Origin of the sequence: Erysipelothrix larvae, assembly GCF_001545095.1 — a bacterium.
In the GTDB taxonomy this organism is placed as follows: Bacteria; Bacillota_I; Bacilli_A; order Erysipelotrichales; family Erysipelotrichaceae; genus Erysipelothrix; species Erysipelothrix larvae.
The window spans coordinates 517,968-535,854 of sequence record NZ_CP013213.1; the positions used below are offsets into that span (position 1 = coordinate 517,968).

The window sequence follows — 17,887 nt, forward strand, 5'->3', positions numbered from 1 at the left end:
CATACATATAGAAACTTAAAAACGCGTGTCGATATGACTTAAAAAGTAAAAAAAAAGAAGCAAGTGCTTTTGTCTTATAACAGTGACCCTGCTATTTTGACCTTGCTTCTTTGGCTTTAAGCGACGTAACAAGACTGTCTGAAATTGCCTGTGCGATGGCATCTTGATGGTTCATATAAAGCGTATAGTCCGATTGATTATCAATATGAACAACTTCAAGTAACATACTTGGAATCCCTTGTTGGGCGATGGTTTGTTGGGTTATAAATTCATCATCACTGTATACGATACTGTTTCCTGTGATCAATTGAAGTGCGTTTGATACCGCATAGTGCACGGTTAAATCAGAGTCGTTATAGGTGTTGTATATGATTTGTGTTCCTGAATATAGACCGTGTTCACTGGCATTAAAATGAATCTCAATCACAAAATCATACGGACTAAAATCATACAATGCACCGTGGTATTTGATGTTTCGATATACATTCTCATCAAATAGTGTGACAGCACCACCTAATGTTTCAAGATTCGCTTTGATTAATGTTGCGATATATTGAATATGCGTGTGTTCATAGGACATGTCAAAAGCCACTGCACCTGAATCATAAAAACCGTGTATATCGGTGCCATGTCCCGTAATGAGGGCAATGTGAAGGGGGTTATCATGTACCTGATTTGAGATATCGATGATCTGTAGTTCTTGAGGTGTCGCTTGTGATTGTTGCGCAATGATTTCAAGTTGACGTGTCGAATAATGTTGGTATATGCGGTAATCTTTGAGTGTTTTTAATGCGATTGGGATTGAAATAATGAGGCAGATGAGTGCACTCAACAGTCCGAGATATGGAATTGAACGACTGATTGTTTGTTTAACTTTATGCATGATACCACCCCCTCTGTTACCTTCAGTGTACAGGATGGTTTATTGAAGCGACCAGATATATGATTCATGTGCATATACAGGTTTGTTATAGGGGTAAGGAGGGAAAAAAAGGATGAAATTTGACCAAAAAAGAAAGGTTTTTTTGGGAAAAAGTATGAAAAACAAGATATTATCGATTCTTTTGTTTATAATATTAATTTATAGATGTTATGACATTAGGAAGGTGATCTGAAGATGAGTTTGAAAAAAGACGAAATAAAAGGGATGATACAGAAAAAAAGAAACCTTTGGATGTGGGGGTTACTTGGGATTGTTGTACTTTTATTCTTCATGTATGATAATCCAATCAAAGCGCAACTGGGGCGGTTTATGGGGGTTGTTTCACCGTTTATTGTTGGTATAGTGATTGCTTACCTTTTATCACGTCCAAGTGACATAATCGAGTCTTTTTTTAGAAGATCAAACCATGCGTTTATTGCAAAGAAAGCGCGTGTACTCAGTGTACTTTTGTTATATGTTGGATTAATTACAGGGATCGTGATGATTGCACAATTTGCACTCCCTGTAATTGTGACCAATATCATTGATTTTTCAAGTCATATTTATGACTTCTACTTGCAATTTATGGATACCTTATACTATCAGGATTACCCAACCTGGCTTGAATCCATTTTAACAACAGAGACCATCGATGCAATCATGCAAGCTTTATCCATTGAAAGCATCATTCGATCCATTGGAAATTATGCACCCACACTGGTGCTTACAATCATCAATCTATCATCGGGAATCATTAACTTATTCATCAGTTTAATCTTTTCAATCTATATGCTTGTTTATAAAAAGAATGTGCTGGGCTTTGTGAAGCGTGTCGCGCATGTATTTATGCCTGAAAAACGGCTTTCGCAAGTGAGCATGTATATTGGAAAGTCAAGCGCAATCTTTTACCGCTTTATCTTTGCTCAATTTGTGGATGCTTGCATTTTAGGAACCCTCGCAACCCTTATGTTAACGTTGTTTGGCGTTCAATATGCCATTCTCTTTGGAGTATTTTTAGGGTTTTGTAATATGATTCCATACTTTGGATCCATGATTGGCTCAATTCTAACAACCATCATTACCATCTTTACAGGGGGGCCTCAACTGGCCTTATTAACAGGAGTTGGGCTTTTAATCCTCCAACAAATCGACGGCAACTTTATCGGACCCCGCATTATGGGGGATTCACTTAATATTAATCCGATGTTAATCATTGTTTCGATTACAATCGGAGGGGCTTATTTTGGAGTAGTTGGTATGTTTGTATCCGTGCCTTTAAGTGCGATTATTAAGCTGTTTGTGGATGATTTCTTGGATTATAAAGAGCGTAATCTTAAGAATTAATGCAACAAAATAGTGTTACAATCCAGCGACCATATCACCAATATCTATGAACATAAATACGCCACTATAAAAAATCTTCAAGTAGAAGGAGAAAATAAGCTTATACATTTCTGAAGTTCAGTGATATAATCTGAGTTACAAACAGTACTTAGCTGTCTGTATAATGATAGAGAATTTTTATAACCTGAACTGGAGATGTTAAACAATGAAATCAATCTACATCTTACTTACACGCTCAAAGACTGCGGTGTCAAAAATGATATATCAAGTAACTCAAGATGCTTATACGCATGTATCGATTTCCTTTGAACCATCACTTCAACCGATGTATAGTTTTGCACGTAAATACAACTATACACCCTTACCTGCGGGCCTTAAGGATGAAGACTTGGACAACGGGTTCTATAAGCGTTTTGAAAATATCCCGTGTGCGTTGTATGAGCTTAACGTTGACGAAGACGTTTACGAAAAGGCGAAAGCGCATGTGGAGAGTATGAAACTCCAAATGGATGAATATCGATTCAGCCTCTTTGGCCTTGTTATGTGTAAGTTCAACATTCCCTACGAAAGAGAAAACTACTATTTCTGTTCACAATTCGTTGGGGAAATCTTGGCATCATGTGGTGCTTTAGACTTACCAAAACCACCAACCTTAATGCGTCCTGCAGATTACATGGAGTTTTCTGAATTGAAGTGTATCTTTGAAGGGGATGTGAAACGCCTTCGGACGGAATATCGAAAAGTTGAAGACAAGGATGAACCATCCAGTATCTTAAACTTCTTAAGAATGAGATAAAAAAGCAGCTAAATGCTGCTTTTGATGTTTATGGGGAGCTTGACTTCAAAAATTGTAATGTCTTCATTGGATTGTTTGATGCGAATGGTACCTTGATGAAGATCAACGATTCGTTTAGCTAAAGGGAGTCCAAGGCCATTGCCTTCTGTGGTGCGTGAACGATCTGATTGATAGAATTTCTCAAAGACACGGTTCCATACATTAAAGGGGATGGGTTCACCACTGTTTGAGATGAGGACGGATACCATCGCATCTACGTGTGTGATTTCAATTTTAATTTCAGAGCCTTTTGGTGCAAATTTAATGGCGTTGGTTAACACGTTTATCCAAACTTGCTTCAACATTTCTTCATTGCCTTCAATGGTGATTTCATCACTATCAAAATCAAGTGTCAACTGTTTGGGTTCCCATCGATTTTCTAATAACACGATAATCAAGCGGATTTGTTCGGTTAAATTAAAAGGTGTAACGTCTTTTAAGATGCGTTGATGCTCAAGACTTGAGAGATTTAAAATATTGGTGGATAGATCGGTAAGCCGTTCGGACTCAGTAATGATAATATCAAGATATTCAGTACGTTGAGCTTGTGTAAGGTCATCGTTTTTTAATATTTTCGCAAATCCTTGAATGGAAACAATCGGGGTTTTAAATTCATGGGATAAGTTGTTTACAAAATCAGAGCGTAACATTTCAGTGCTTTCGAGTTCGTGTGCCATGTGATTGAAACTGTTGGTGAGTGTGTTGAATACATCCGGGCCCCTTAAATAGATGCGCGTTGAGAAATCACCTTTTGCGAGGTTATCAATGGCATTCACCAAGCTTTCGACTGGACGCATTGGAATGCGACTGAGGATGAAGGACACAAGGGTACCAACAAGTACGGTCGCTGCCATAAAGGAGAAAAGTGAAAACCCTCCAAGTCCAGGATACCACTTAAAAAAAATTCTAAATAAGTGGGTTACAATAAACATGAGTAACATTGTGATAAACATGAAGACAAAAAAAGTGAATGAGAAGAGGATTTTAAGTGAAATTCTCTTGAGTAATTGTTTGCATTTATTCAACGTGCTTCACCACCTTATAACCAATGCCACGGATTGCGACAATGTCGAATTCAGGGAATCCTTCACAGCGCTTTCGCAACCGTGTAATGTGAACATTTACGGTTGTATCCAGTGAATCGGAATCCATCCCCCATATCTCGTCCATTAATTGAAGGCGTGTAAATATCTTATTGGGATTGGATAGGAGCTTATACAGTAAATAGAACTCCTTTTGAGGCAGTGTTTGGCTCTCGTTATTACGAGTCAGGGTCAATGCGTCATAATCAAGGGTTACTTTACCGATGGTGAGTTTATGCTCGTTGGTAATTTGTGCACGACGAAGCAGTGCTTTAATTCGAAGCAACATTTCATCCTCATTGACAGGTTTCACCATATAATCATCAGTACCAACCAAAAATCCTTTGCATTTTTCTTCAGGAAGTTGTTTAGCAGTCACCATTAAGATGGGGGTTTGATCCCCACTTTTTCTCAGTTCGTCGGTAAATTCATACCCATCCATAACGGGCATCATCACATCCAATAGGATTAAGTCAATGTGTTGTGAGTCAATGAAGTCTAAGGCCTCTTGACCATTACTCACATGATCCACCTCATAACCGGCTCGATTAAGGACTGTTTGCATGAGTAAGGCTGTATTACTGTTATCTTCTACCACCAATATTTTAAACATAAAAACGCACCCTCCTTTATACGATTCATTATACCATCATAGATTAACTAAACATTAACGAATTCCTTTTCAAAGTTAATTTTCAGTTAACATACATAGCGTACACTGAGTATGTTCAAAAAGAACAAGCAGCTGGGAGGAATTGATTTTGTTACAGATAAAAGATATACGTAAAAAGTATGTAACGGGTGACTTAACACAGATTGCACTTGACGGTGTAAGCTTTAACCTTCGCGATAGCGAAATGGTTGCGATTTTAGGTCAAAGTGGATCCGGTAAAACCACGACATTAAATATTATCGGTGGTTTGGATCACTATGATTCAGGTGATATTATCATCAATGGCATTTCCACCAAAAACTATACAGACCGTGATTGGGATTCATATCGTAATCATACAGTAGGGTTTGTATTTCAAAGCTATAACTTAATTCCACATCAAACAATTTTGTCGAATGTTGAATTGGCGCTGACAATTTCAGGTGTTTCAAATGCTGAGCGTAAAAAACGTGCGATTAAAGCGTTGGAAGATGTTGGATTAGGCACTCAAGTACACAAAAAGCCAAATCAGATGTCTGGTGGTCAAATGCAACGTGTTGCGATTGCGCGCGCACTTGTCAATGATCCAGATATTTTGCTTGCTGATGAGCCAACGGGTGCACTTGATAGTGAAACAAGCGTTGTGGTCATGGACTTACTGAAAGAAATCGCTAAAGATCGACTCGTTGTACTTGTAACGCATAATCAAGAACTTGCTGAAGCGTATGCAACACGAATTATTCGACTCCATGACGGTCAGATTGTGAGTGATTCAAACCCATTAATCGTTGATGAAACAAAACTTGAAGCACCTAAGCATAAAAACCTTGGGAAGACTTCAATGTCATTTAGAACAGCCTTATCACTAAGTTTTAATAATCTTCGGACAAAGATGGGTCGGACCTTCTTGACTTCCTTTGCAGGCTCGATTGGTATTATTGGTATTGCGTTAATTCTGTCCTTATCCTCAGGAGTTAATGCGTACATTGATAGTATTCAACGTGACACAATGGCGTCTTATCCGATAACATTGCAATCACAATCTATGGATTTGAGTAGTATTCTAAGTGCTGGACCCCCAACACAATCTTCATCAGGGAATACAGATCGTGACAGAATCTATTCCAACAGTACTGCTTTAGAAATGGTAAATCAGGCAACGTCAAGTATTCGTGAGAATAACTTAACGGAATTTAAGAAATATTTGGATGATCCAGAGAGTGAAATTCATGCTTTTGTGGGTGAGAATGGTATTATTTTCTCCTATGATGTCGCTTTTACAGCCTATGCATTTGATCCAGATGGAAATCGTGTCAACACGGATGGAAGCACTTTTGAAGATGATTCAGATACGATGTTTGGTTCAAGACAAGCAAGTGGTCCAATGGCTCAATTTATGACATCATCAAATTTTGTGGAATTAATCCATGGAAATGATGATTTAGTGGGACAAATTGTACTTGATAACTATCAATTACTTGAAGGTGCGTGGCCTAAACAATACGATGAAGTGGTCTTGGTAGTAGATCAAAACAACGAAATTTCATTGACGGCATTGTTTGAACTGGGTATTTTACCATCTGAAGATTATAAAGAAATCTTAGATAAAATCGACAATGGTGAAGAAATCGAGTTTGAAGAAAAAAACTTTAGCTATGAAGAAATCATGAAACAAGAATTTGTCATGATTCCTGCAAGTCACTTCTATGAAGAAGGTGAAGACGGACTCTTTACCGATATTAGTGATAATGAAGAAAAGCTTGAAGCCTTAATTGATAACAGTGTGCGTCTTAAAATATCAGGGGTTATTAGTCCTGTAGAAGATGCATCGTATCAAGATATCAATGGTGTCATTGGCTATACACGTGCCCTTACAGATTATGTTATTGAAGAAACAAATAATGCTCCAGTTGTGAAGGCGCAAGAAGCAAACCCTGATAAAAATATCTTGAATGGGTTACTGTTTGAACCAAAAGATGATGCAGCTAAGATTGAAGATGCTTCAGAATATCTTGCCCGTATGGGTGTGTCGGATAAAGCAACACTGTTTAGAAGTATGCTTCGTCTGATTTATGCGGATGATCCTCAAATGATGGCGCAACTTTCTTCATTGAGTGAAATCGAACAAGCAGCAATGCTTGACCAATACCTACAAAACCCAGAAGATGACGTCTTGCTTCAAATCTATGAGACATATATCTCAACAGGAAGCTTTGATGACAATATGAGTGCATTTGGGGTTGTAAGTCTTGATGCTCCAGCATCGATCAGTATTTATGCCGATAGCTTTGAAGATAAAGACGGCATCACACAAAGCATAGCGAACTATAACGAAACGGTAAGTGCAGAAAATCAGATTACATTCACCGATTATGTTGGACTGCTTATGTCTTCTGTCACAACAATCGTCAATGTTGTGTCCTATGTGTTGATTGCCTTTGTAGCGGTATCCTTGGTTGTATCTTCAATCATGATTGGAATCATTACCTTTATCTCAGTTCTTGAACGAACCAAAGAAATCGGAATCCTTCGTGCAATTGGTGCATCCAAGCGCAACATTTCCAATGTATTTAATGCTGAGACATTTATTATTGGTCTGTTCTCTGGCCTCTTAGGAATTGGAATTACATTATTGCTATTGATACCTATTAACTCAATCATTCATTCGGTGACAGGAACCACTGCAGTTAATGCAGCCCTACCGGTTGAAAGTGCTGGTATTCTTGTATTACTTAGCTTATCACTGACAGTAATTGCAGGACTTATTCCAGCAAGTAAAGCGGCGAAGAAAGATCCAGTAATTGCATTACGCAGTGAGTAATGACGACACAGATTTAAAACCATCAATAAGAACCCAAGAGTATGACTTCATAAAAGTCATACTCTTTTCACACTCAAACGCATACATAAATCACAACTAAGTGAAAGACCTATAGTATAATAAAAGTGATAAAAAGTCTTTAGGATTGTTCGTTTTAAAACGGCAATACGTTCAACGCACACACTCCAATGCGTATGTCTTTGTATCGGTGTGTTTGTACGGTGAAGCCACTGATTTATTTATAAGGGTTGATTAAGGGGATCGTTGCTATTTTATTGGGAAGCGTGCTTGAGTAACTATCATGAATGAAAGGGAGTGATTTTTTGAAAAATGATCGAAAGGTTCTGGGTACATCATCACACTGTAAGAAGGTACAGCACCATGATGCAATTAAAGAGCTTGTGGCATGTCAAAAGGCGTTTGATACCTTGTGTTTTAATGCAGTGATGGTTCACATGTCTTATGATGATCAAATAGAACTTCAAAAACTCGTGATGCAAATGAGTCATGCTCACCATCATCAATGTCTGGATGCGTTTGAACGCGGGATTGAGATGTTTTACACCGCATTGTATGATATCAGCAGGATGAAACATTTGAAGGTAATCAGTGAAGAAACACGCAAACACACCCATCAATGTAGAGTATCGATGATGACATGCTTTGAACACAGACAAACCTTTTTAGAAGATGCGTTAGATATCTATCACAGTTTGTGTAACAAAGATGCACAACGACTCGAAAACAGCATTGAAAAAGCGCTCATGTCCATTATGCATTACCATTTATCTACTAAGACAATGCACATCACTTGAAAGGATCAGCAGGGACGCGTGTTCTTGCTTTTTATTTTGAAGTAATGAATGATTCAAGGTATGATATACTTAGACAAAAGAGGTGGTTTTATGAACAAAGGCATCCGATTCTTATCCAAGGTATTAGCCTATGCCCCTGTGGTTTTATTCACGATTATTGGAATCTTGTCGCTGGATGGTACTGAGGCGTTTGTCTATCTCATCTTGGGACTCATTTTATACAGTATTATTGGCTTTGGTTTGACATCACCTCATAAAGAATATCAAGCCTCGGGAATTTTGAGTCTTCTGATCTTGACGGTTATTTTTTATTTGGGTGCCTCAGAGATCTTCAAGTCTACAATGACCATGCTTTACATTTGGGTTTACTATGCGGTTGTCTATGGCTTTTCACTGTGGGTCACTCATACTTCTTCGAAAGAAGATCCATCATGATTTGGGTGTGTTTATTGAGGGGGATTAATGTAGGTGGAAACCATAAAGTGGATATGAAACGCTTAAAAGATGTATTCAGTGAAAAAGGATATCATAATATTAAAACCTATATCAATTCAGGAAATGTGCTGTTTGAATCCTCTGATACACAAGACACACTTACAACTGAAATTACGCAGTGTGTGAAGGATGTTTTTGATGTGGACACACAGGTCCTCATTTTAGACAAACAGACCTTTATCGCGATTGCTCAAGCAATCCCGGATGCGTTTGTTAATGATTCAACCTATAAAGCGGATGTGGTGTTCTATCTTGAAGGGTTCAATCCGTACGTATTCTCATTCAAAGAAGGCATTGATCAGGTGGTTTATCACAAATCAGCACTGATTCATTGTGTGCTTCGAGAACATCAAACACGAAGCGGTCTTAAGAAGATTATTGGAACCCCAAGTTTTAAGAAAATAACCATTCGCAACGTCAATACTGTGCGTAAATTGTGTGAAATGCTCCTACAAACGGACTCCTTGTGAATAATTGGTGTTTTTTTTGTGGTATACACGGTGAATTTTTGATTTTCATTGTGTGATGGTTATTGTTTTTGTTAAAATAATGAGTATAGGAGGACCACATTATGAAAGTAGGATGTGTAAAAGAAATAAAACAACATGAGTATCGTGTTGGATTAACTCCAGATAGCGTGACTGTGTTTGTCAGTCATGGGCATGATGTATATATAGAGAAAAATGCAGGATTGGGTTCTGGTTTTGAAGATCAAGAATATATCGATCACGGGGCAATCATTTTAGATAAAGCCGAAGAAGTTTGGGAACTTTGCGACATGATTGTGAAGGTAAAAGAACCCCTTGATCCTGAATATAAACATATCAAAGAGGGACAAATTCTCTTTACGTATTTACACCTTGCGGCAGATGAACCATTACTGGATGCGTTACTTGCATCAAAATGTGAAGCAGTTGCGTATGAAACCATTACGGATCGAAATGGACGCTTACCTCTACTGAAGCCAATGTCAGAAATTGCTGGACGTTTAAGCATTCAAGAAGGAGCCCATGCGCTTGAAAAACCCTTTGGTGGACGGGGTGTGTTGCTCAGTGGTATCCCAGGTGTTCCACGTGGGAATATTGTAATTGTGGGAGCAGGAGTCGTTGGACTCAATGCACTTCAAGTTGCAGTTGGTATGGAAGCAAATGTTACAGTTCTTGATGTTAACTTAGATCGTTTAACTGAAATTGATACACTGTATGGAAATCGCGTTCAAACTTTATACAGCACAGAGAATTCATTGAAAAAAGCATTAGTTGAAGCGGACTTAGTGATTGGTTCTGTTTTAATTCCTGGAAGTAAAGCACCAAAGATTATTAAGAAAGAATACCTAAAAACGATGAAACCAGGCTCAGTGATTGTGGATATTGCCATTGACCAAGGCGGATGTACTGAAACCAGTCGTCCAACCTATCATGACAATCCAACCTATGTTGTCGATGGTGTCATTCATTATTGTGTTGCGAATATACCGGGTGCAGTCGCACGAACCTCGACAATTGGTCTTGTGAATGCAACCTTACCGTATGGATTGGCACTTGCAGATCATGGGGTACTCAAAGCAAGTGAAACCGTTGTTGGGATTAAAGAGGGTGTGAATTGTTATCATGGAAAGATCACATCAAAACCGGTAGCGGATACTTTTAATCGACCATTATCTGATCTTGTATAAGCAAGGGTTTTGAACTGACTTCGATATCTTGAACAAAGATACGGCATGCAGTTCAAATCTCTTGTTTTTTCTTATGTAGACACGAATATTATGCGTTTAATTTGTAAATTTAATGAAGATTATGAACAGTGCGTGAAACTTTAGTGAGACGTGAAGGTTTTGATTGACTTACCTAAATGTATGCGTTATCATTTGGGCATAGGAGGAAGTGTTTTATGCGTAAAATTGTCTTATTATGTGCTGCGGGTATGTCTACAAGCTTATTGGTGAATAAGATTAACGAAGCAGCAACTGCTGAAAATTATGAAATTGATGTTCAAGCATATCCAGTTTCAGAAGCTAAGAATAAAGTTCCAATTGCAGATGTCGTATTATTAGGACCTCAAGTGCGTTATGCCCTCGCGAAATTGAGAGAGCAACATCCTGGTAGTAACATCGATGTGATTGACATGCGTGATTATGGTACGATGAACGGGAAAGCTGTTGTCGCAACAATCCGTAGAATTTTAAACGATTAATTGCACAGTATCATTGATTTTAAAGCTGGTCCATAGTGATCAGTTTTTTGTGTCGTTTTGATCAATTTTATGACATAATATTTAAAAGAGGGTGCGTATGGTAAATTTAAGCTTTGACATTGGAACGACAAACATTAAGTCGATGGTAACACGAAATGAAAAGATCCTTGAGGTCCAATCTGTGCGTCTTGAAACCCATCAAGAAGGGCTTACGATGACCCAAGATCCATCTGTGATTTTAGACATCATCAAAAAAAGAATTCAAGCGGTTGATAAAACCTATGGCCTTGAGTCCTTTGTGCTTGTTACAGCAATGCATACCTTAATACTTTTGAATCAAGCATATCAACCAATGGAACCCATGATGCTATGGTCTGATAATCGGGGTGAATCTGTAGCGGACGTATCGAATAAAAAGATGCTCCAGTATTACTTTAGGACGGGAACACCCTATCATCCCATGTCACCCTTTGTGAAACTCAAAACCTTTGATCAAGGGTATTTAGCGAATTGTTTGATTTCGGACTTAAAGGCGTATCTTATGGTTCACCTGACCGGTGCGTTTGTAAGCGATGTTTCTTCTGCTTCGGCATCTGGACTCATGAACATCCATACACAATCCTGGGATCAAAAGATTTTAAATGAACTGATGCTTAAGCAAGACCACCTCCCAATCATTAAACCCTGTGACTTTACAACAACCACCCATTGCTTTGATAGGCCAATTGGAGTGATGGTTGGATCAACGGATGGTGTGATGGCTAATCTTGGAACGCAAACATCAAACCGCCAATGTGTTTTAAGTGTTGGAACCAGTGTTGGGATTCGTACGTTGAGTGATGTTAGAATCTTGGACTCAAAATGCAAGACGTTTTGTTATTGCGCTCCTTATGGACAGTTTTTGATTGGAAATGCATCCAACAATGGGGGCAACCTTTATGATTATATTGCTCATCATCTTTTTGATGGACACTTATCCTTTGAAGATTTTATTGAAATGATTGGTTCTGGAATTCCAAAAATTTATGCAACCCCCTTTGTCTTTGGTGAACGGGGTCCGTTTTGGATTAAAAACCTTCGCCTCACCTTCAGTGAACAAAGTGTGAACAATCAAGAAAAAGCGCAGGCGATTATTTATGGAATGTTATCGAATATCTATCTTTTAAAACAAAGCATTGCGTCTGTTGTATCTTCAGATCCAATCTGTCTTACGGGTGGTTTTTTCAATGACACACGGCTTGTGCAATTATTGGCCGATCTATGCCAACACGATGTCATCTGTGTAGAGGATGAAAATGCAGTGTGTGTTGCAGCAATGCATCTACTCACACAGACGCCCATACATCAAACATCCCATCACGTCAAACATAAAAAAAATAATGCGCTGATTCAATATCGAGCGCAGGCGAGTGCATATATTATGCAGTATGTGGACCAAAAGAAAAGGAGTTTGGAATAAACTCCTTATTGATTAATGTGCTTGTTTACTGGTGAAAAATGATACAACAGCGACCACAATCACAGCACCAAGAATTGATGGAATGAGCGCCATACCAGCAAGGGATGGACCCCAGCTTCCAAAGAGTGCTTGGCCAATGGATGAACCCACAAGACCTGCAACAACATTGAGTATGATTCCCATACTATTTCCTTTGCCAGTGATACCACCAGCTATAAATCCGATTACCCCACCAATAATGAGTGACCAAATCATTGGATGTCTCCTTCTTCATTCATGTCTTCAAATGTTTCTTTGATATCATCAACTGTGTCTGACACAGCTTCTTTAACATCTTCTACGGTTCTTCGCGCTTTTCCTTTTCCTTGTTGGACGAGGCCTTTTGCTTGAAGTTCTGGGTTATCGGTTAAATCACCGATGCGTTCTTTAACCTTTCCGCCCACTTCATCCACAACACCTTTTCGTCTGAGAAACTCGAAAGCCGCAATTGAACCAACAGCGGTTAGTAACCCTGCAAATAACTTTTTCATACTAACGCCTCCTTTAATAAAACCCTAACACCATACCAGACCCCAGGCAACGAATATGCCCAGCAAAAAGGCGGGTTGAATTTTTTCCAAGATGAAAAAAACAGTGATTTAGTGTATGATATTTGAGAATGGAGTGAATTTTTTTATGGATTTTTGTCCGAATACAAATTTAAAAGTAAAACAACATCCAGATATGTTTCATATGAATACAGATTCCTATCTTTTAGGAACCTTTATGAAACTAAAAAAGAATGACATTGTCTTAGATGTTGGTACAAATAATGGCGTGTTGTTACTGTATGCGTCACTTCAAAAACCAAAGGCTTTAATTGGATTGGATGTCTTTGAAGAAGCCATTTCATTGGCCAAAGAAAACATGATGCTGAATCAAGTGGATGCTCAGCTTTATGTATCTTCCTTTCAAGATTTCAATCAAAAAGTGGATGTTATTGTGTGTAATCCACCCTATTTCAGCGGCGATAACCGCAATGAGAATCATTTTTTAAAGGTTGCACGCCATGAAGAGTATCTCGATATGGACACCTTGTTTTCAAAGAGTAAATCACTGCTTAATGATAAGGGACGCATGTTTTTGATTTATCCTGCCTCACGACTTCAAGAATTGTCTGTCATCGCAAATAATCATGGATTCGCCATTAAGAATCTTGAGTTTGCGATGAAGAAAGATAAGAAACGGGTTCATACGGTCTGTGTCCATTGTGTGCGTCGTGGGAATATGGGGATCGATACTATTAATTTTGTAACGGTATAAATGTGATATGATAGATGTAAAGAAGGTGCGTTATGTTAGTAAAAATAGATGAAACAAATCAAGAAGTTTATCAATCACTTGCAAAAGAAATGTATTCAAGTGATGCGGTATGTTATCCCTTTAATCCTGACGTTGTAAAACGTAATGTACAACGGTTTATTCATCATGATGATGTGGACGGGTTTTTGATTGAATGGGATGGTACCTTTGTCGGATACATCCTTCTTGCCTATATGTTTTCAACTGAAATTGGAAATTATGATGTCTGGTTAGAAGAAATTTATATTAAGGAAACCATGCGAGGTCATGGCCTAGGATCAAAGGTAATCCAATCACTTAAAGGGCGGTTAAAGCATAAAGTTGGCCGGATTCGACTCGAGGTTGCTCATGATAATCAAGGAGCAATCTCACTGTATGAAAACCTCGGATTTGAAAAAGCCCCCTATGAAGAAATGATTTTCACCTTTGAGGAAACGGAGTCGTAAATGATGCGAATTGAACGTGAGATGATGGAAACCATCCACTCGTTTATCGAAAAGCACCCAGATATTCAATGTGCGTATCTCAATGGGTCACGTGCGAATCCAAACGCACCCATCGATATCTATCAAGATTATGATTTGGTCTGTGTTGTGGATTCACTCATCCCTTACCTAAACACCTCTTCTTGGTTAAACCAATTGGGAACGGTGTCTTTTATTCAAGAGCCAAACTGGCATGTCAAAGGCGACCGTTCAATTCAATGGTATGGCTGGTTGATCTTGTTTGAAGATCACAACCGCATTGACCTTACCCTTGAAACACGCGACCATTTCATGTCAAAAACAAAGGATTCAATGACGAAGGTGCTCTATGATCCCCATCACTATTTTGATCAAAACATCGTGTCATCCGATCGTGATTATTGGATTTCGAAACCCAGTCAAGCCATCTTTCATGAGAGTGTGAATAATTTCTGGTGGTGTCTTAATAATGTGGGGAAAGGCATCATGCGAGATGAAATGCCGTATGCACTAAAGATGTTTCATCAAGAATGCATCGGTGCACTTGATCAAGTGATTGAATGGGACCTTGCATTTCAGCACACCTTTAAGCTTAACCCTGGGAAGCTGGGGAAATGGTTCAAAGACTTTATGGAACCACACGACTATGAACGGTACTTAAAGACGTATACTTCCGCAAAAAAGGATGCCCTTTGGGAAGGAATTGATTGTGCAATGGACCTCATGTCATTGTATGCCAAACGTGTCGCAAAGGCCTTGGACTATCCCTATATTGAATCGGAAGAACATGCAATACGATCTTACCTTTCATGGATTAAACTTACTAAACACCAACACCAATAATATTTTAAAGGAGTCATTATGAAACAGGATGTTTATATCATTGCAGCACAACGCACTGCAATTGGAAGTTATTTAGGTGCATTTAAAGATGTTTCGCCCGCACGTTTAGGCGCGGATATTATCAAAGATATACTCAACAAGACCCAGCTGAATCCAAAGAATATCGATGAAGTAATTGTGGGGAATGTTTTATCACCAGGCCAAGGTCAAGGCTTAGCACGGCAAGTGTCTATTTTGGGAGGAATTCCCTTTGAGGTACCTGCATATGCGATTAATATGGTCTGTGGATCGGGATTAAAAGCGGTGATGAATGGTGTCGATGCGATTTCAAATGCATCCGCACACCTTGTTTTCGCAGGAGGAGTTGAATCCATGAGTCAAGCCCCATATCTTGTATCCCACAAAACCCGAAGTGGTCATAAAATGGGTGATTTGACGATGGTCGATGCAATGATTCATGATGCACTTACCGATGCCTTTGATCACACGCATATGGGAATCACTGCAGAAAATATTGCGCAAAGTTATGCCATCACCCGTGAAGCACAAGATGCTTTCGCAATGCACTCACAAGAAAAAGCCATCAACGCCATTGATGCAGGTGTCTTTCGTGATGAAATCACACCTGTCACCATCTCAACACGAAACGGGGATGTGGTGGTCGATGTGGATGAATATCCCAACCGTAATACTTCAATGGCGAAACTTGCGAAATTAAGACCGGCCTTTAAAAAGGAAGGAACGGTTACTGCTGGTAATGCTTCAGGCATTAATGATGGGGCAAGTTTTGTCTTACTTTCTGATCAAGAAACACTGGATAAGACATCAATACAACCCCTCGCGCGGATTGTTTCAATGGGACAAGGGGGCGTGGATCCTAAAATGATGGGTATGGGTCCAGTACCTGCAATCAACCAAGCGCTTATGCGTGCAAATCTGTCGTTACAGGATATTGATGTGTTGGAATTGAATGAAGCCTTTGCAGCCCAATCATTGGGTGTGATTCAAACACTCAGTGAGACGTATAATATTTCAACTCAAGAATTAATGGACAAGACAAACATCCATGGGGGTGCAATTGCTCTTGGGCATCCGGTGGGTGCCAGTGGTAATCGCATCTTAGTGACCCTGACACATGAACTTAAACGCAGTCAAAAGCGGTATGGGTTGGCATCCTTGTGTATTGGGGGTGGCATGGGCGTCGCAATAATCATTGAAAGTGTCTAAAAAGTGCACTTTTTGCTTGTTAAAAGGTTAACTTTCCTTTTAGTTGGTTATACTTGATACAAGGCTAAAAAGCCATGTATAATAGGGATGAATGTGGGCTCTATGAGGTTTTTAGCAGGCCAAGAGGATGAAGGCCATTCTCAATAATCAACAAAATAGAAAAGAGGAAGCAAAAATGATTATTCTATCTGTAAACTCTGGGAGTTCATCCCTAAAGTTTCAACTCTTCACAATGCCACAAGAAGAGACACTTGTATTGGGACAAATTGAAAAAATCGGATTGAAAGATTCAATTGTAACGGTGAAATATAATGGAAAAAAAGATGTGGATATTGTTGATGTAAACGACCACAAACAGGCTGTCACAATTCTACTTGAAACCTTGACTCGAATTGGGGTTTTGAAAGATATTGAAGACATCAAAGGGGTAGGCCATCGCGTTGTTCATGGTGGTGAGGTTTTTGATCATTCAGTAGTCATTGATGATGCAGTGGTTCAGAAAATCGATGAACTCTCATCCCTTGCACCGCTACACAATCCTGTGAACTTAGTGGGGATTGAAGCGTTTAGAAATGTATTGCCACATGCAACCCATGTTGCGGTGTTTGATACAGCATTCCATCAAAGCATGAAACCTGAAAACTACATGTATCCAATTCCATATCAGTACTATGAAAACTATAAAATTCGTCGTTATGGGTTCCATGGAACATCCCATTTCTATGTTTCACGTAAAGTGTGTGAACTGATGCAGCGTGATCCTGAAAACACAAACATCATTACACTCCACTTAGGAAATGGTGCTTCAATTACAGCCATTGAAAATGGAAAATCCATCATGACATCCATGGGCTTTACACCTCTAGCAGGCATTATGATGGGAACACGTTCGGGTGATATTGATCCTGCAATCATGACCTTTATTGTCGATCATGAAGATAAAACAAGCGATGAAGTATTGGATGTCTTAAATAAAGAATCGGGAATGTTAGGGGTAAGTGGTTTATCCAGCGATGCCCGCGATATCATCTCAAAATATGAAGAAGGGAATCCACGTGCTGTATTAACATTGGATATCTATGCCAACCGTGTCGCAGAAACTGTGGGCTCATATTTTGTGAAACTGGGTCATGTGGATGCACTTGTATTCACAGGTGGTATTGGTGAGAACTCAAGTTTTATTCGTGAACGCGTACTAAAGAACATTCAAGAAGCGATGGGTCTTGAGTTAAACTGGGATATCAATGCATCTACGATTGGTGAAATTGCGAAGTTTAGTAACGATGCAAGTAAATCTGAAGTATGGGTAATTCCAACCAATGAAGAGTTAGTACTTGCCCGCGATACCTTCGAAAAAATCTAAGCAATTGTATCAAGCTGTTGTGATTTATCAC

General features: G+C 39.0%; 19 protein-coding genes. 14 read left to right on the forward strand and 5 right to left on the reverse strand.

Annotation, left to right across the window (positions count from 1 at the left end; genetic code table 11):
- Positions 1–91: 91 nt before the first annotated feature.
- Positions 92–883: an N-acetylmuramoyl-L-alanine amidase gene (locus tag AOC36_RS02350; protein WP_067630890.1), complete on the reverse strand. Its 792-nt coding sequence runs from the start codon at positions 881–883 to the stop codon at positions 92–94.
- A gap of 234 nt (positions 884–1,117) precedes the next feature.
- On the opposite strand from AOC36_RS02350, the gene AOC36_RS02355 reads away from it, so the two are divergent.
- Both AOC36_RS02355 and AOC36_RS02360 read left to right on the forward strand, forming a co-directional pair.
- Positions 1,118–2,266 (forward strand): AI-2E family transporter, encoded by a 1,149-nt coding sequence (locus AOC36_RS02355; protein ID WP_067630905.1) that lies wholly within the window; start codon positions 1,118–1,120, stop codon positions 2,264–2,266.
- Positions 2,267–2,471: 205 nt separating this feature from the next.
- A complete protein-coding gene (locus tag AOC36_RS02360) occupies positions 2,472–3,062 on the forward strand; it encodes a hypothetical protein (protein ID WP_067630906.1) in 591 nt (196 codons plus the stop codon).
- Between the two features lie 8 nt (positions 3,063–3,070).
- Here AOC36_RS02360 and AOC36_RS02365 read toward each other — a convergent pair whose 3' ends face one another.
- Positions 3,071–3,955, reverse strand: a complete 885-nt coding sequence (locus AOC36_RS02365) for a HAMP domain-containing sensor histidine kinase (protein ID WP_198401194.1) — start codon at positions 3,953–3,955, stop codon at positions 3,071–3,073.
- 163 nt (positions 3,956–4,118) lie between these two features.
- Positions 4,119–4,796: a response regulator transcription factor gene (locus AOC36_RS02370; RefSeq protein WP_067630908.1), complete on the reverse strand. Its 678-nt coding sequence runs from the start codon at positions 4,794–4,796 to the stop codon at positions 4,119–4,121.
- A 148-nt stretch (positions 4,797–4,944) separates the two neighbouring features.
- On the opposite strand from AOC36_RS02370, the gene AOC36_RS02375 reads away from it, so the two are divergent.
- The 7 genes from AOC36_RS02375 (at position 4,945) to AOC36_RS02405 (ending at position 12,618) form a co-directional block, all read left to right on the forward strand.
- On the forward strand, positions 4,945–7,656 hold the full coding sequence (locus AOC36_RS02375; protein ID WP_067630909.1) for an ABC transporter ATP-binding protein/permease: 2,712 nt from the start codon (positions 4,945–4,947) through the stop codon (positions 7,654–7,656).
- Positions 7,657–7,979: 323 nt separating this feature from the next.
- Positions 7,980–8,471 (forward strand): hypothetical protein, encoded by a 492-nt coding sequence (locus AOC36_RS02380; protein WP_157777130.1) that lies wholly within the window; start codon positions 7,980–7,982, stop codon positions 8,469–8,471.
- Between the two features lie 90 nt (positions 8,472–8,561).
- A complete protein-coding gene (locus tag AOC36_RS02385; protein ID WP_067630911.1) occupies positions 8,562–8,906 on the forward strand; it encodes a hypothetical protein in 345 nt (114 codons plus the stop codon).
- A 53-nt stretch (positions 8,907–8,959) separates the two neighbouring features.
- Entirely contained in the window at positions 8,960–9,436 is a 477-nt protein-coding gene (locus AOC36_RS02390) for a DUF1697 domain-containing protein (RefSeq protein WP_232505383.1), read from the forward strand.
- Positions 9,437–9,537: 101 nt separating this feature from the next.
- Positions 9,538–10,641, forward strand: coding sequence for an alanine dehydrogenase (ald, locus tag AOC36_RS02395; RefSeq protein ID WP_067630921.1), 1,104 nt, complete (start codon positions 9,538–9,540; stop codon positions 10,639–10,641).
- Positions 10,642–10,856: 215 nt separating this feature from the next.
- Positions 10,857–11,159, forward strand: coding sequence for a PTS sugar transporter subunit IIB (locus AOC36_RS02400; RefSeq protein ID WP_067630923.1), 303 nt, complete (start codon positions 10,857–10,859; stop codon positions 11,157–11,159).
- A 97-nt stretch (positions 11,160–11,256) separates the two neighbouring features.
- Positions 11,257–12,618, forward strand: coding sequence for an FGGY family carbohydrate kinase (locus tag AOC36_RS02405; RefSeq protein ID WP_067630925.1), 1,362 nt, complete (start codon positions 11,257–11,259; stop codon positions 12,616–12,618).
- A 12-nt stretch (positions 12,619–12,630) separates the two neighbouring features.
- Here AOC36_RS02405 and AOC36_RS02410 read toward each other — a convergent pair whose 3' ends face one another.
- Both AOC36_RS02410 and AOC36_RS02415 read right to left on the reverse strand, forming a co-directional pair.
- Positions 12,631–12,873 carry a GlsB/YeaQ/YmgE family stress response membrane protein gene (locus AOC36_RS02410; RefSeq protein WP_067630927.1) on the reverse strand — a complete coding sequence of 81 codons (243 nt, stop codon included), beginning with the start codon at positions 12,871–12,873 and terminating at the stop codon, positions 12,631–12,633.
- On the reverse strand, positions 12,870–13,148 hold the full coding sequence (locus AOC36_RS02415; protein ID WP_078055053.1) for a CsbD family protein: 279 nt from the start codon (positions 13,146–13,148) through the stop codon (positions 12,870–12,872). Before AOC36_RS02415 ends, AOC36_RS02410 begins: the two co-directional genes overlap by 4 nt.
- A gap of 145 nt (positions 13,149–13,293) precedes the next feature.
- On the opposite strand from AOC36_RS02415, the gene AOC36_RS02420 reads away from it, so the two are divergent.
- The 5 genes from AOC36_RS02420 to AOC36_RS02440 all read left to right on the forward strand — a co-directional run bounded on the left by AOC36_RS02420 (position 13,294) and on the right by AOC36_RS02440 (position 17,856).
- The gene (locus AOC36_RS02420; RefSeq protein ID WP_067630930.1) at positions 13,294–13,920 is read left to right on the forward strand and encodes a tRNA1(Val) (adenine(37)-N6)-methyltransferase; all 627 of its coding nucleotides are present in this window, start codon (positions 13,294–13,296) and stop codon (positions 13,918–13,920) included.
- A gap of 32 nt (positions 13,921–13,952) precedes the next feature.
- Positions 13,953–14,405: a GNAT family N-acetyltransferase gene (locus AOC36_RS02425; RefSeq protein WP_067630933.1), complete on the forward strand. Its 453-nt coding sequence runs from the start codon at positions 13,953–13,955 to the stop codon at positions 14,403–14,405.
- Complete coding sequence (locus AOC36_RS02430) at positions 14,406–15,266, forward strand: aminoglycoside 6-adenylyltransferase (RefSeq protein ID WP_067630935.1); 861 nt, start codon at positions 14,406–14,408, stop codon at positions 15,264–15,266.
- Positions 15,267–15,284: 18 nt separating this feature from the next.
- A complete protein-coding gene (locus AOC36_RS02435) occupies positions 15,285–16,493 on the forward strand; it encodes an acetyl-CoA C-acetyltransferase (RefSeq protein WP_067630938.1) in 1,209 nt (402 codons plus the stop codon).
- Positions 16,494–16,668: 175 nt separating this feature from the next.
- The gene (locus AOC36_RS02440; RefSeq protein WP_067630941.1) at positions 16,669–17,856 is read left to right on the forward strand and encodes an acetate kinase; all 1,188 of its coding nucleotides are present in this window, start codon (positions 16,669–16,671) and stop codon (positions 17,854–17,856) included.
- Positions 17,857–17,887: the final 31 nt, after the last annotated feature.